Source organism: Chamaesiphon sp. OTE_8_metabat_110 (assembly GCF_031382685.1).
Lineage (GTDB): Bacteria > Cyanobacteriota > Cyanobacteriia > Cyanobacteriales > Chamaesiphonaceae > Chamaesiphon.
Map to the genome: position 1 here is coordinate 1 of NZ_JANMZA010000113.1, position 14,527 is coordinate 14,527.

The following is a 14,527-nucleotide window of genomic DNA, read 5'->3' on the forward strand; positions in this document are numbered from 1 at the left end:
GCTGATGGGTATCGGTGCGGCTCCTGAAGGTGTGATCTCCGCCGCTGCTCTGCGGTGTTTGGACGCTCACTTCCAAGGACAACTAATCTACGATCCCGCAGTTGTCAAAACTGGCTTGATCGGTGAAAGCAAAGAAGCTAACATCGCTCGACTCAAAGAAATGGGGATTACCGATCCAGACAAAGTTTACACCGCTGAAGAATTAGCTTGCGGTCAAAACGTCCTGTTTGCTGGTACTGGGATTACTTCTGGAAATATCATGAACGGCGTCAACTTCTTCAAAGGTGGTGCGCGGACTCATACTCTGGTTATTTCCAGTCAGTCCAAAACTGCTCGGTTCGTCGATACCATTCACATGAGTGGTAAGCCTCAGACTGTCAGCCTGCACTAGGGATTAGTGGATAGTGGATAGTGGATAGTATTTGGGAGTGAGGATTTACTAAATAAAACCTCTCAAATGCACTTTGTGCCTCTGAACCACTATTCACTATTCACTATCCACTGGAGTGAAGATCCATAACAAAGCATTTACAACTGACTGGGATTAGAGCAAGATAGACAGCGATTATATACAATGACTTAAGATAGCGTACCGTTAGGACGGCACAACGCACTTAGGTATATACTGCGTTGTCGGCGGTTACATGTCCGTAACTTAAATAACAAAACTCTAAAAATCCTCACTTTTTGAACGCGGAGCAGATATGAATATTGCTGTTATCGGTTTGAGTCACAAAACCGCACCTGTAGACATCCGCGAAAAACTTAGCGTTCCCGATACGCAGATGGAAGCGGCGATTCAAACCCTTTGCAATTATCCCCACATCCAAGAAGCAACGATCCTCAGTACTTGCAATCGCTTAGAAATCTATATCGTCACGCCTACAGCCGATCGCGGCGTTCAAGATGCGATCCAATTTCTGTCAGAATTTAGTAAGATCCCGCTCAAAGATCTCAAGCAGCATTTATTTATGCTCCTGCACAAAGATGCGGTGATGCACCTGATGCGAGTGGCTGGTGGTTTGGATAGTCTGGTATTAGGCGAAGGGCAAATCTTAGCTCAAGTAAAACAAACCCACAAAATCGGACAGCAGTACAAAGGGATGGGTTCGATCCTCAATCGGTTATTCCGTCAAGCTATGACTGCGGGTAAGCGGGTACGCACCGAGACGAGTATCGGTACGGGTGCGGTGTCGATCAGTTCGGCGGCGGTAGAATTGGCACACATGAAAGTCAGCAATTTTACCAACCATCGGATTGCGATCTTGGGTGCGGGTAAAATGTCTAGGTTACTAGTACAGCATCTAATTTCCAAAGGCGCGACAGATATCACGATCTTAAATCGATCGCCCAAACGCGCCGAAGAACTTAAACTGATGTTTACGGCGATCGATCTGCAACTCCAACCAATGACGGAGATGATGACGACGATTTCGACTTCGACGCTGGTGTTTACGAGTACCTCGGCGACAGAGCCGTTACTAAATGCGGCGAAATTAGAATCAGTCCTCGATCCGCATCACTCGTTGATGATCTTTGATATTTCCGTACCGCGTAACGTCCATAGCGATGTCAACGACTTAACCAATATCCAAGCCTTTAACGTAGACGATCTCAAAGCCGTCGTCGCTCAAAATCAAGAACGCCGTCAACAAATGGCTCAAGAAGCCGAAGGCATCTTAGATGAAGAAGTCGAAAACTTTACGAGCTGGTGGCAACTCCTCGAAACTGTCCCCACGATCAACTGCTTGCGCGATAAAATGGAGACAATTCGCCTCCAAGAGTTAGAAAAAGCTCTATCGAGATTGGGCGCAGAATTTGGCGAACGCCATCAAGAAGCGATCGAAGCCTTAACCAAGGGGATTGTAAACAAGATCCTCCAAGATCCGATGGTGCAACTCCGCGCTCAAGAGGATACCGATACTCGCCGGAAAGCTATGCACACCCTTCAGGTACTCTTTAACCTCAACAGCGAAAAACTTGGCGCGAATTCTAATGTTTAGGCGGTAGGTTTGAGAACTTATTGAAGCACGATCGCAGTTAAGTTAAGATCGATCTTGGCGCAGCCTGGAAACAATCGAGCCTAAAATTTACAGATAGACTCTGGCTTGACTGGGAAAACTTTGACAGTGATTTGATTTCCCTTTAGTAAGATATGTCACTAAAACATCGATCGTATATCGAGTATCTTTATGTGAAGATTTTTCCTGAAGACACCATTGAGCAAAGCTTTGAGGTTTTTGGGTTGGGGTGTTGCTGATACGATCGAGGCTGAAAATAAGCAGATCGCTCCGCTGACTAAGGCTAAAAGTTTGTGCATAAATGTCAGATGAATTCGATCGAGTTTAATTAGTTCTCCAAATTATTGGAGATGTTAGATGTAGTAGCGATCTGCTAAAGCGACTTGTTAAAAATAGTACTAAATTCCCGACGGCGAAGGATTTGAGGATATAAGCTAGATTGGGTTGTTAAGATAGACAATACGCGCTTGATGGTTAACTCAGAGTTTATTTGCTTGCAAACCGCTAACGATTAGTTATGGACATTTCGGCATCGATCGATCGCGCAGTTGGTAATTATTTCACCCATTGGCTGAGCGCACATCCCTATCTAGTCTGGCTGGGTGTTCATCCATTGTGGAGTTTAGGTTTAGGCTTGCTGACAATCTTGTCTGTATGGGGGCTAATTCGGGCGATCGGGCGGGGTGTCGAGCAAATCTGGCTACTTTTACTAACGACTCCCTTTAAGCTGCTTCAGCCGATTTTTGGCCGGATCTGGAGTGGGGTACGACGATTATTTGGGCACACTAAATCTAGTGGCGATCGGTTAGACTCTCAATTGATATCAAGTTCTCCCACCGAGCGAGTTGCGACGATCGTCGATCGCTTGCACTCGCTCAGTCACGAACAACAACTGTTATTACAGGAGCTTGCCACTTTGACGGGTTCGCCAACCGCAGGCACATCGATCGACAATATATCCGATACTCAGTACAAAAATATGTCAGCCAAGTTACTGAAATTACACTAATCTTCAGATCTTGCCAGCAGTCGCGATCGAACAGATATGTCATAATTTAGATATAAATACATCGATTGTGTAGCGTCTGTATCAGCAGAGTGAGTACCTCAATATTGAATCTTCGCCAACCTTTTACCGAAATTTTAAAATTGCACGATTGTAATTCAGTGGAAAGACTAATTAACGTCCATATCGAAAAGTTACCAGAAGGTTACTACCTAGCCACTTCTGACGCTTTACCTGGATTGATCGCTCAAGCTCCCAGCCTTACCGAGACTCTAGAAATTGCTCAAGATGTTGCCAAGCAACTATTGGCGGCAATGGCAGAACGCAACCAGCTCGTTGAAAACTTCCCCGCGATCGCCGATGAATTTGACTGTCCTCTCGTAGTAACTAGATAAGTGGGATGGGCAGGTTATCGGGATTCAGATATCGTGAAGTAGCCAAGGTATTGCGAGTCTATGGATTTGCACTCGATCGTCAAGCCTGTGGCTCTCACGAAATTTGGTTCAATGATGATAGTGGTAAATATACCACTGTCCCCAACCACAATGGGGATATGCCCGAAGGGACGCTCCGCCAAATCCTCAAACAGACGGGCATCGAAACGGATGATTTTCTTAAGTGTTCGCGTTAAAAAAGCAGTGGCACTCGATTGAAATCGGTGCTATTTGTACAAAGTCCGCCTACGCGGACTGGTTTATTAGTCCGCGTAGCGGCTTGCGCACGCCTTTGTTCCCCGACGGTTTGCGACTGAAATCGCGCTGTAGGCGAAGACGTGTCGCTAGACGGTTTCCTCGTGCTAAGCGTTTCAGTCAAGACAAGACAACGACAAGACAGCAAGACAAGCGGCTCGCTCCGGTCGGGTTTCCCGACCATGGAAGCGAGACAAGACAGACAGGCGGACTTTGCATTGTGAGCCGAGACTTCAGTCTCCAGGCTCTTCTCAACTCGTTGGCGTAGCCTCTTTGCTGGGAGAAACTCACGTTACATTAATTCAGAAACGCTCTTTTTTAATGTAACTAATAGGATTCGCATTTGGGACGCGCTAATACTCCTGGATAGGGATTGTCGGCAAATAGTCGATCGGGATGGGTTAATAATTCACGATCGCATACCCCGAATACTTCAGCTTCAGTTTGCGCTCGTCGCATATCTCGCAAGAAATTTCCATCTGGATCTACACCTTGTCCGATGTAATTGAGATACATCTTCAGGTGACTGATGCGCGATTTTGACTGGACTGCTTGTACCTTGGGCATCTGGTATAACCGATCGATATAATCTCGCACTTGAGCCAGCGTCACTGTAGACATCGGCTCGCCCGCTAATACTTCCCGAATTTGCTTGAAAATCCAGGGATTGCGAATTGCCGATCTGCCGATCATCACTCCCGCCGCCTGAGTTTGGGCTAAAATCGCGATCGCACTAGCAGCAGAAGTAACATTACCATTTGCCAACACCGGACAGCGTAAACGTTGTACCGCGTGAGCGATCCGATCGTAGTGAACGTTGCCGTGATATCCTTCCTTGACCGTGCGACCGTGTAAACTGAGTAAATCGATATCGTGTCGATCGATCGAATCCAACACCCGATCGAAATTACTGGTATCCTCGAACCCAATCCGCATTTTAACTGTAAATCGACCATCGATCGCCGATCGCAACTCACCCAAGATCCGATCGATCTTTTCCGGCTCGCGCAATAGTCCCCCACCGACCCGTTTCCGGTAAATTTTAGGTGCCGGACAACCCATATTGAGATCGATGCCAGCCACGGGATAATCGCTTAATAACTTCGCAGTCCGCACCAAATCGGGAATGCTCTCCCCAATCATTTGAGCATAAATCGGGCGACCTGTAGTATTTTCGGTAATCGCTCTCAAAATCGGTTTTTCTAACCGCGAAGTCTCATTTACCCGAAAGTACTCTGTAAAAAAGTAGTCAGGACAGCCATAACTGGCGATCGTATTCATAAAACAGACATCGGTCACATCCTGCATCGGTGCCAAAGCTGTCACGACAGTCGAGCGCCCAGGAGAGCTGAACGCAGGAGCAGGAATATCATTGAGAAGTATCATATCAACCTTAAAAACACGCTCACTAATGAATCGCAACCTCGTCCCCAGTTATGTCATCTACCGCGTACCGACAAGTCGGCTGTTGCTCCGTTTCTAGATCTGAATCCCCCAACCCCCTTAAAAGCGGATGCGCGAACTGTTCGGGTTCCCCTATGCGAGACAAGACAGCGCAACCTTGCAGCTTGCTCTTAAAGTCCCCCTTTCTAAGGGGGATTGAGGGGGATTCCGAGGGATTTCGCTTCTAACAAAAGATGTATGTACACCGTAGGTTATGTCACTGGATCCGCCGATCTGCTCGTCAACAGCAGCAGTAATTACATCATGCCCCAGTATTCTGGCTTAACTGAATCTTCGATCGCGAGCAACCACGCCGCCAGATCGAAACCCGCCGCTACCCGCCAAATTTGCACCTGGGCAAACTGTCGATCGATTCCCCGACTTATCAGCCAGCGATAGCTCCAGTAGCTCAGTGCTACCCACCGCAGATAGCGACGCTTCAGCCAACGGACGGGATTATGTCGAAAAGACTTAACTGCTGCGAACATTGGTGACAATATACAAAAAATTTAAGATGTCTTAATAATTATGACAAAAAATGTCGCAATTCGCCCAGTGTCCATCGAACACCATGGAGAACGACTCGCGATCGCATGATGTAGTTTAGAATAGGTATCGGGGAATCGAATGCGGATGTAGAGATGGCATTGTGAATCGATCTTCGTTGGATTAGCGTCTCCTAATCCTCATGTCTGACAGTTAACGTTTACGGTTAATATGTACCAATCTTCCGATCGCAAAAACTTTTTAGACATTTTACTCGATCCGACCGCGATCGCCATCGTGGCATCGCTCGCCCTCCATACCCTGATTGGCGCTGGTTTGCCCTTTTTCACCCAACTGGAACCCGACGATCAAAAAGTTGGCCCCACCACCGTTAAGGTCGTCGAATTAACTCCCAGCGAACTCCAGCGCATCCCGCAAGCACCCCCTGCCCCCACGCCCCAGGCTGTTGTACCAGCACCGACTCCCAGCGTCGCCCCCAGCCCAGCAACGCCACCACCCGCCACCAAAATTTCGACGGCACCACAGACGATTCCATTCTCACCACTACGTCCTTCTGACGGCACACTTTTCCAACCACCAAAAAGCAAAAAGCAAAAAGCAGCACCACAAAAACAGTCAGTAAGTCCGCTGTTCGATCCCAATGCCATTTTTAGCTCTCCGCCTAAATCACAAAAGCCACAGAGCCGAAAAGGTGCTGCCGCCACGCCATCGCTCTCTCCACCAGTAACGAATAAACCACCAGCCAAAAAACCTAAAAAAAAGCCACAGAGCCGAACAGGTGCAACCCCCACAACGTCACCATCAGTAACCGATCGATCGCCAGCCAAAAAACCTAAAAACTCGGTGACGCCACAGTCAAATGGTGAGATAGGTGAGGGGGGTGGCAACAATCCACCCGTACGGACGCCAGCAGCAAATAACTCTAATAATCGCCAAGCGCAGCAACCATCAGGAACCACATCAGGGACAAATACCAACCCTTCTAGCTCCACCCCAACAGTACCAGCCGACCCAGCTAACACGACGGGGAACAGTGGTGGGTTTTATGGTAAATATACAAAAGCTGCCAATATCAAGCTGCAAGATTACCTCAAAAAATATCCAAATCTCAAGGCATATCCACCAAAATCAATTACTCAACAGTACCCACCAGGCTTTGCTTGTCCAAAAGTTAAGCAACCCGCATTCATTGTGATGATGGTAGCCTTTGGTAAATTAAGTCAAGGGCAAGACCCGATTATTGGTGAAACTATTTCGCCGATCCTCGAAAATGAAAAACCTTACGTTGATGGCGATCCGGCTACCTTAGCAAACAAAAAATTGCTAGATACTTCAATGACAGCGGGATTTGCTGATGCAACTGAAGTAGACAAACGTCGCCCAGCTATCGATAAAGATAAGCCAGTTCTCTATTCTTATCGAGTGCAATTTACATGTAACCCATAAGTATTCGCCGAAAATAGCTGTCTCTAACGGCAAGATCGAGTGAAGATTGTCAAAATTTAACCGATGTTGCCAAATCCTAACTGCCAAGTAGTAGTAGCAAACACGATCGCCGCAAACAGGGAAAGCAAACCTTGGATAACCAAACCGATAACCGAGCCGAGAACGATACCCACGCCAGCCTTAACGGAGATACTCACGCGTTCGCCAATGGCAACCTGACGGGGATAGCACAACTCACCGACAACCGCGCCGATAAATGGCCCAAAAAATAGCCCGACTAGGGGGCCACCAACTGGCAAAGCTGGCAGCAGCCCAATGAATCCGAGCAGCAGACCGACGATCGAACCAATTTGACCCCAATGACTAGCGCCAGCTTTTTGGGCACCCCAGATTCCCGATAACTGCTCGATCGCGAAACACATTACCAAGACGACACTAGAGACAATTAACGAAACTGTGACATTATCCCAGTGATATAGCCATCCCGCGCCGATCGACGCACCCAAAATCAAAATTGGCCCAGGCATCACGGGTACCACAGATCCAATTACTCCGACGCAGGTCAATAGCAGTAAAGCAATATAAATTAGCGTTGTAGTTGTCACGTTAGCAGTGTCGGTTAATGGTGGTGCGATCGGAATGATAATTAGTGGCGATTATCGAGCGGAAATCGAACGATCTAATGCCTGTTAACCAAGCAAAGTCAATGCCTGCATGGCAAATTGTAAGGCCAAGATCGCAATAATCGGCGACAGATCGAGTGGACCGATCGGCGGTACAAATCGAAAGAGGTTGAGATAAGGATCGGTAATCGGACTCAAAAAGCCGACGATTTGCTGCATCCAATCAATATTTGGAAACCAGGTAAGTAACAGTCGAGCGAATAAAATGTAGAGGTAATATTCCAGGAACTTGGAAATGCTGACAATTAGGAGGGGCGCGATGAGAGTATTATCCATAAAAACGATCGTGCGATCGGAAACTTGCTGCACTTATTTTAACCGATCGACTGGTATTTATGGCTTGTTGGGCATACCGTACTAACCGACTCAATCGTGTCACCATCACTCCGATCTGCATCGTAATTAGCTATGAAGGTCGAGGGATTGTTGCGTTTTAATGTTTTCCGCTGGCGGTTCGGTTTGACGATCGAGCGGATCTTCGGCATTTTGACCGATCGTCGATCTGACTGAATCGATCGCGTTGTTTAAGTCGCTAATCTTATCATCCAAGCTCCGGCGAGCCATTTCCATCCGATCGAGCGTCCGGTTCCGGCGGGATTTGAATGGTCTTTTTTCGCCCAGCTCGCCTGATAATCGCATGTTGTCAGGATCGGCATCGAACCGATTGGCTCTTTGATTGGCGATCGAAGCTCCGACGATCCCGCCGACTACGCCACCGACCAGCGTTCCCAACCAAAAACCACCACTAAATCCATCGCGGTTACTCATTACTAGCTCTCCTCAAATGTAAAGTCACTATATCCTAATTATCCCCTAACTATTCCTCAACCGACTCGAATGGATTGACTAAAAAAGCATATTCCTCGACGATTCGATCGCCGATCAGATGTTCTTGGATAATCCGTTCGATGACGGCTGGGCTAGCCGAATGATACCAAACACCGTCGGGGTAGACAACCACGATCGGGCCGTGCTGACAGACCCGCAAACAGTTGGCTTTAGTCCGAAAAACACAACCCTGGGGCGCGTCGGGGGCATCGAGTTTTAATTCGCGCAGTCGCCGCTTGAGATAATCCCAAGCCACTAGACTCTGGGCGCGATCGCCGCATAAAGGTTTGGTTTGGTCTGCACAAATTAAAATATGTCGAGCGATCCGATCGAGTCCCAATTTGGACGCAGTATCAGCTAGTTCGACGGCTACAGATCGATCGTGCGTGGGATCGGGCGAAAGTTCAGTCATACTTACATCTTGCATTAAGACAAAGTTACTTGTGTTTTAGTGAATAGTGAATAGTGGATAGTACTTAGGAGTAAGTTTTATTAGTTCTTATCTACTGATGTACGACGTGAGCTTATCTATCTCGGTGCCACCGTTGGCGCAGTGGCTGGTGTAGTCGTTGGCGCAACTGCTGGTGCAGCCGTTGGTGCGATCGTTGGGGTAGCAGATGCAGGTAATGCTGTTGTTAGGACTTCGAGCTTGTAATTGCCACTAGTGTCTGGTGGCGAGATAATTTCGATCCGATATTCTCCAGTTAGCGGGAGTGTCCCTTGCCAGTTGAGGGTACTTTTAGCATAGACATCGACATTCGCCTGATTGGGCGCGAGGATATTCATGGTTGCTCCCGGTGGCGTAGTTGTCAATGTCGTTTTGAGTTGTTGCCCGACTGGTAGATTCAGACTAAATACTGTCGGTTGGGCAGCATTGAGTACGCCCTCTTTGATGAGGGGTTTACCAATTTCTAGATTCAGGGTTTCCGCTGCCACTGCTACGGGCGCTGAGGGAGCGGCAGGAGTTGTTTCTGGCGGCACGGGTGCGGGGGGTGTTGGTGGCACCGGACTGGCAACCACTGGTGGCAGGGTGCTGGCTGCTGTGGGCACTGGTGCTGGTTTCGTACCGCCGCCCGAGGGCGCGAGCGATCGACTGATGAGGAAAATAGGTAGGACGATCAGGATCGACGCGGCAGTTGCCGAACTCATCGCAATGCCCCATGGCGTACTCAAGATCCCGCGCAGGGGGTTTTGTGGTGGTGGCTGGAGTGTTCTCCCGGCTGGGCGGCTGCCAAGCGTCGATTGCGGTCTTTTGAGTCGCGATAATGGGGTCGCCGCTTGCCCGTTGGTTGATAATTGGCGCTCTGCGGTCTGTGGTAAGCGGCTATTTGGCTTCGATGGTACGAAAGTCCCTGACGGGAACTCAGCAGCCGTCGCTGGTACGCCGACAAAGTCCGATACCGATCGCAACGCTTGCGCGACCTCGATTGCCGATTGATAGCGGCTATTGGGCACGCGACTGAGCATTTTATTGAGAATTTTGGCAAACCACGGCGTCAAGGTTGGCACCCATTGATGCCACTTCCAAGTCATGGTACTTTTATCAATCAAGCTTTCGGGTTTACGCCCGGTCATCATCACTACCACAGTCACAGCCAGGGCATAGAGGTCGCTATTGGCATAAGCTTCTCCGGTTTGGAGCTGTTCGCCCGGTGCGTAGCCAGCTTTACCGACAGTCGTGCCTTGATGAATTTGGGTCGATACTTCTAATTGGGTGACACCCGCTTTGACAACGCCAAAGTCAATCAGAACTGGCAACTTATCGCGATCGCGAAAAATAATATTATCGGGAGAAATATCTCGATGAATGATTCCCATCCCGTGAATATGCGACAACACGGGCAGCATATTTTTGATAAACTCTACCGCCTCAGCTTCGGCAAAAGTTGTATTCTTTTTGAGGCGATCGCTCAGAGTTTTGGCAACTGTTTTCCCTTCCGCATATTCCTGTACCAGAAAGAGTCGTTTTTGCTCTTCAAAGTTAGCGCGGAATTTCGGAATTTGGGGATGGTTAATTTGATATAATACCTGAGCTTCGCGATGAAATAGCTCCTTAGACTTCTTGAGCGCATCGCGACCGCGATCGTTGGGGCTAAATTCTTTGAGTACGCACATCTCATCAAAACAGCCCGTGTCTTGAGCCAAGTAGGTACGCCCAAACCCCCCCTGACCTAACACTTTGGTCACGCGGTAACGCTGTTGAAGCACTGTTCCCAAGGGAATTGGTGGTTGCATAACCCGAACTTACGCCTTGAACTAAGGAGGATATAGAGTGATTGGTAAAACCTTTGAAACTGCTGGCTTTTCTCGAATCGGATCGAGTTACCATCAAAGCAATCGATCGTCAGCCAGCTATGTTTAATATAGAGATGATAATAACTCAGGTTGCAGACAATTTTCGATCTCTAACCGCTCTTATCATACCCTCGCATCAGTCAGGATCGTTCACCTGTGGTTAATAAACTTCAAATAACAATTTTACTTGTTGACGATGAACCCGCTCTGACAAACCCGTTGAGCAGACTTTTGACACGGGAAGGATACACTGTCGATGTGGCGACCGATGGTCGTCTGGGTTCTCAATTAGCCAGTGAAGGCAACTACAATTTGTTGATTTTAGATTGGATGTTACCACATTTGACTGGTTTGCAGATTTGTCAGCAATTACGCGATCGCGGCGACTCAACACCTGTCTTATTTCTCACAGCAAAAGATACGCTCGACGATCGGGTAATTGGCTTGGATGCAGGAGCCGATGACTATCTAGTCAAACCGTTTGAATTGCGAGAATTGCTAGCTAGGGTGCGTGCGCTACTACGGCGAGTGCAAACCGTCGATCCGAGTCCCACTGTATCGAAACTTCAAGTAGACGATTTGGAGCTAGATCTCGGCAATCAACTCGCCCACGTTCATGGTAAAAGTATCGAACTCTCCGAAAAAGAAACCCAGCTTTTGGGCTATCTGATGCAGCACTCCGGGCAAGTCCTCACCCATAGCCAAATTCAAGCACATCTTTGGGGGCAAAATTCCGCACCCAGCAGCAATGTTTTAGCAGCACTAGTACGGCTACTGCGGCGCAAAATTGAGTTACCCGGTTCGCCGGAGTTGATTCAGACAGTATATGGCAAGGGGTATCGGATTGGGGGAAGGGGATAGGTTTTAGGTTTTAGGTTTTAGGCTTTAGGCTTTAGGGAATATCCAGTAGGGTGGGCAGTGCCCACCAGCTAGGTTTGAGCCACTTTATCGCTCACAAATTAAGCACCCACTCGATCGAATTTCATTATTTGTCATTTATTAATTCGCAAGTCCTATATGTCTCCGATCGTCACAGCAGAATGGCTGCATCATTATCTAGAGCGAGGATCGACTCCGCCAATCGCGATCGTGGATTGTCGCTTTGCATTAGGCGACCCCGAACTAGGTAGAAAACAGTACGAAACAGCGCACATTCCTGGTGCTTGCTACTTGGACTTAAATCGCGATTTATCGAGTCCTGTGGGCATACATGGTGGGAGACATCCTTTGCCAGACGATCGAGTCTTAGGAGCCAAATTAGCGGCGATGGGCATTATTGCTGACACGCTAGTCATTGCTTATGATGATTCGCGATTTGGGTTTGCCGCGCGATTGTGGTGGCTGTTGCGCTATTACGGACACGAGCGCGTTGCCCTCCTCGATGGTGGCTATACTAATTGGGTCAAAGCTGGTTACGCTGTCACTAGCGATCGACCCCAAGCACAGACACCTGGCAACTTTCAGCCGCAGATCCAGTCAGATTGGATCGTAGATATCGGTCGAGTCAGAGCCATTCAAAACTCACCCGCACATCTGCTCATCGACTCCCGCGAAGCCGATCGCTATTTAGGTAAAACCGAACCGATCTATCCAGTTGCCGGACATATCCCCAGTGCCATCAATTATCCCTGGCAAGGTGTCTCTACGCCAGACGGGTTTGCTTTAACTATTGCGGAGCAACAACAGCGTTGGACGGCAATTTCGCAGAATATAGAGCCGATCGTCTACTGCGGTTCGGGGGTGACAGCTTGCGTGAATTTATTTTCGCTAGAACTAGCTGGCATTAGTGGCGCTAAGTTGTATCCAGGGAGTTGGAGCGATTGGATTTCTTATGAAGGGGAAGAAGGTTGGGATGAAGTAAGAACAGGAAACGGGTAACAAAAATTACCAATTTCGTTGACATTTAAAGCTTGGGCATAAGAGGCTGTTTGAAAAGGAGGTATCGCATCCATCTCTTCTCTAGTTAGATTACCAAACTTGTAAACAATAATCGTCGAGATTAAATCGATTATAGTTCGTTCGCCTCCCGATCTCTCGATAAGACTTCTTGCCGCGAGTGTTGCGGCTTCACTCTCGATCGTCGTCAACACCATCAAGCCATGTTTCGTTAAATCTAGTCTAGATTTAATGGATGATACACACCAGTCATTGACATCGATGCTGTTGGGTTTCGCCTTGGCTCAACCCAACCTACCACCCCCATCTCCCATCTCCCATCTACTTCACCGAATTACTTAAAAACATCGGAATAAATTGCGTCACAAAAGCTTGAGGATCGCGACTCCAGGCTTTTTGAGCGGCGGTGATGCGAACTTTTTGGAGTTCGGGATCGAGGATGGTTTCGGGTAGACGCGCCATCAGATATTGAGGGCGTTCCCAGAGGGGAAGGGTGTTAACGACATCCATCAAGTTACCGACGCGGCGGAGTTCGGCACCGAACATGATATCCATACCAGATTCAAAGGCTGCTTGCTCGATCGCGACGAACTTGCGTTTGGCTACTTCGACTTTTTGGCGGTGTGCGGGACTTTGAGCGGCAATCTTTGCGAGTTGGCGGTTGCCCCAGCGGACGTGCCCGGTTTCTTCGGGGAAGATTTTCTCGATCGTTTCGCGGATCTGGATATTTTCGGCGGTTTGGGGTGCGGCTTTGAGCGCGTGGATGTGGGCGGAGAAGAATTCACAGCCGCGTTTTTCGGTGATATTAATTGCTGCAAGTGCCGCGATGACGGCATCTTCGGGGGTGGTGTAAGTTTCCCGATCGATCAACCGCTCGAACTCATCGATATATGATACTCCAGGTGGGGTATCGAGAGGGCCGCCGAGATCGAGGAGCAAATCGGTGAGCCACATCGCATGGCGGGATTCATCGTTAATATGATGGGACAGATCCCGAATCAATTCGGGAGGATTGCCATTGAGCTGTTGGATTAATTCGGTGAGATCTTTGCAACTGCGTTGTTCGTTGTAGCGGTAGCGATTGAGAGTGATGAGGTGAATTTCGCGATCGCTGACAACACGCTCTAAGATCTCTCTGGCACTAAGGCTATTGTTAAATTTCCGAGGGTAGGCAACTGTCATGATGTTTTGGAGGGATAGTCATGGACGCTAACTTACGAATTGTAACGTAGTCTACATTTGAGAACAGATAAATGCACTACAGTCAAAATCGTCGATTTTAGCCGATCGAGCGTCCCAATCGCTGATAATATCTTGATGTCGATCGCAGGGTGCTAAGGTTAATGTTTGAGATTGCTAAGTTACGTCGGTTTGTGGTTTGTGGTTTGTTGGGATTGCTCCTAACTGGCGTGGTGAGTTGTCTCAAATCGCCCACCCAAACCCCACAATTAGAATTTTGGACGATGGAGCTTCAGCCCAAGTTTAATGATTATTTTAAGGACGCGATCGGTAAATTTGAGGCGGCTAACCCTAGTATCAAAGTCCATTGGGTAGACATTCCCTGGGGTGCAATGCAGGGCAAGATTCAAGCGGCGATGGGTGCTAAAACGGCACCGGATGTTGTCAATCTCAATCCCGATTTTGCGATTCAACTGGCGGCTAGGAATGCCTGGTTGAACCTCGATCCCGTTCTAACTAAGGGTGAAAATAAAG

General features: G+C 48.3%; 18 protein-coding genes. 9 read left to right on the forward strand and 9 right to left on the reverse strand.

Going from position 1 to position 14,527, the window contains the following annotated elements:
- From RMO52_RS03980 to RMO52_RS04000, 5 genes are all read left to right on the forward strand, one after another.
- On the forward strand, positions 1-391 hold a 391-nt coding region (locus RMO52_RS03980; RefSeq protein ID WP_310411072.1), incomplete at its 5' end, for a fructose-bisphosphatase class II.
- 313 nt (positions 392-704) lie between these two features.
- Positions 705-2,003 (forward strand): glutamyl-tRNA reductase, encoded by a 1,299-nt coding sequence (locus RMO52_RS03985; protein ID WP_309738036.1) that lies wholly within the window; start codon positions 705-707, stop codon positions 2,001-2,003.
- A gap of 535 nt (positions 2,004-2,538) precedes the next feature.
- The gene (locus tag RMO52_RS03990; protein ID WP_309738035.1) at positions 2,539-3,030 is read left to right on the forward strand and encodes a hypothetical protein; all 492 of its coding nucleotides are present in this window, start codon (positions 2,539-2,541) and stop codon (positions 3,028-3,030) included.
- Positions 3,031-3,188: 158 nt separating this feature from the next.
- Positions 3,189-3,422, forward strand: a complete 234-nt coding sequence (locus tag RMO52_RS03995; protein ID WP_309738034.1) for a DUF1902 domain-containing protein — start codon at positions 3,189-3,191, stop codon at positions 3,420-3,422.
- Positions 3,423-3,427: 5 nt separating this feature from the next.
- On the forward strand, positions 3,428-3,658 hold the full coding sequence (locus tag RMO52_RS04000) for a type II toxin-antitoxin system HicA family toxin (protein ID WP_309738033.1): 231 nt from the start codon (positions 3,428-3,430) through the stop codon (positions 3,656-3,658).
- 385 nt (positions 3,659-4,043) lie between these two features.
- Here RMO52_RS04000 and RMO52_RS04005 read toward each other — a convergent pair whose 3' ends face one another.
- Together RMO52_RS04005 and RMO52_RS04010 are read right to left on the reverse strand one after the other, a co-directional pair.
- On the reverse strand, positions 4,044-5,102 hold the full coding sequence (locus RMO52_RS04005) for a tRNA-dihydrouridine synthase family protein (protein ID WP_310411077.1): 1,059 nt from the start codon (positions 5,100-5,102) through the stop codon (positions 4,044-4,046).
- Positions 5,103-5,416: 314 nt separating this feature from the next.
- A complete protein-coding gene (locus tag RMO52_RS04010) occupies positions 5,417-5,647 on the reverse strand; it encodes a hypothetical protein (RefSeq protein WP_309742506.1) in 231 nt (76 codons plus the stop codon).
- A gap of 229 nt (positions 5,648-5,876) precedes the next feature.
- On the opposite strand from RMO52_RS04010, the gene RMO52_RS04015 reads away from it, so the two are divergent.
- Positions 5,877-7,112, forward strand: coding sequence for a hypothetical protein (locus RMO52_RS04015; protein WP_310411081.1), 1,236 nt, complete (start codon positions 5,877-5,879; stop codon positions 7,110-7,112).
- Between the two features lie 56 nt (positions 7,113-7,168).
- Here RMO52_RS04015 and RMO52_RS04020 read toward each other — a convergent pair whose 3' ends face one another.
- The 5 genes from RMO52_RS04020 to RMO52_RS04040 all read right to left on the reverse strand — a co-directional run bounded on the left by RMO52_RS04020 (position 7,169) and on the right by RMO52_RS04040 (position 10,858).
- Complete coding sequence (locus tag RMO52_RS04020; RefSeq protein WP_310411084.1) at positions 7,169-7,717, reverse strand: DUF456 family protein; 549 nt, start codon at positions 7,715-7,717, stop codon at positions 7,169-7,171.
- Positions 7,718-7,801: 84 nt separating this feature from the next.
- Entirely contained in the window at positions 7,802-8,071 is a 270-nt protein-coding gene (locus RMO52_RS04025; RefSeq protein ID WP_310411100.1) for a YggT family protein, read from the reverse strand.
- Positions 8,072-8,197: 126 nt separating this feature from the next.
- The gene (locus RMO52_RS04030; RefSeq protein WP_309744558.1) at positions 8,198-8,563 is read right to left on the reverse strand and encodes a hypothetical protein; all 366 of its coding nucleotides are present in this window, start codon (positions 8,561-8,563) and stop codon (positions 8,198-8,200) included.
- A gap of 49 nt (positions 8,564-8,612) precedes the next feature.
- Positions 8,613-9,035, reverse strand: a complete 423-nt coding sequence (locus RMO52_RS04035) for a ferredoxin (protein ID WP_310411088.1) — start codon at positions 9,033-9,035, stop codon at positions 8,613-8,615.
- 116 nt (positions 9,036-9,151) lie between these two features.
- Complete coding sequence (locus RMO52_RS04040) at positions 9,152-10,858, reverse strand: serine/threonine-protein kinase (protein WP_310411091.1); 1,707 nt, start codon at positions 10,856-10,858, stop codon at positions 9,152-9,154.
- A 234-nt stretch (positions 10,859-11,092) separates the two neighbouring features.
- Between RMO52_RS04040 and rppA the strand changes: the two genes are divergently transcribed.
- Both rppA and RMO52_RS04050 read left to right on the forward strand, forming a co-directional pair.
- Positions 11,093-11,779, forward strand: coding sequence for a two-component system response regulator RppA (gene rppA / locus RMO52_RS04045; protein ID WP_310411103.1), 687 nt, complete (start codon positions 11,093-11,095; stop codon positions 11,777-11,779).
- A gap of 156 nt (positions 11,780-11,935) precedes the next feature.
- The gene (locus RMO52_RS04050; RefSeq protein ID WP_310411094.1) at positions 11,936-12,796 is read left to right on the forward strand and encodes a sulfurtransferase; all 861 of its coding nucleotides are present in this window, start codon (positions 11,936-11,938) and stop codon (positions 12,794-12,796) included.
- On the opposite strand, the gene RMO52_RS04055 is transcribed toward RMO52_RS04050, so the two are convergent.
- Together RMO52_RS04055 and RMO52_RS04060 are read right to left on the reverse strand one after the other, a co-directional pair.
- Positions 12,748-13,011, reverse strand: coding sequence for a DUF2887 domain-containing protein (locus RMO52_RS04055; protein ID WP_309743753.1), 264 nt, complete (start codon positions 13,009-13,011; stop codon positions 12,748-12,750). The genes RMO52_RS04050 and RMO52_RS04055 overlap by 49 nt on opposite strands.
- 124 nt (positions 13,012-13,135) lie before the next feature.
- Positions 13,136-13,996 carry a ferritin-like domain-containing protein gene (locus RMO52_RS04060; RefSeq protein WP_309743755.1) on the reverse strand — a complete coding sequence of 287 codons (861 nt, stop codon included), beginning with the start codon at positions 13,994-13,996 and terminating at the stop codon, positions 13,136-13,138.
- Between the two features lie 161 nt (positions 13,997-14,157).
- On the opposite strand from RMO52_RS04060, the gene RMO52_RS04065 reads away from it, so the two are divergent.
- A partial coding sequence (locus RMO52_RS04065) for an extracellular solute-binding protein (RefSeq protein WP_310411097.1) occupies positions 14,158-14,527 on the forward strand: 370 nt, incomplete at its 3' end.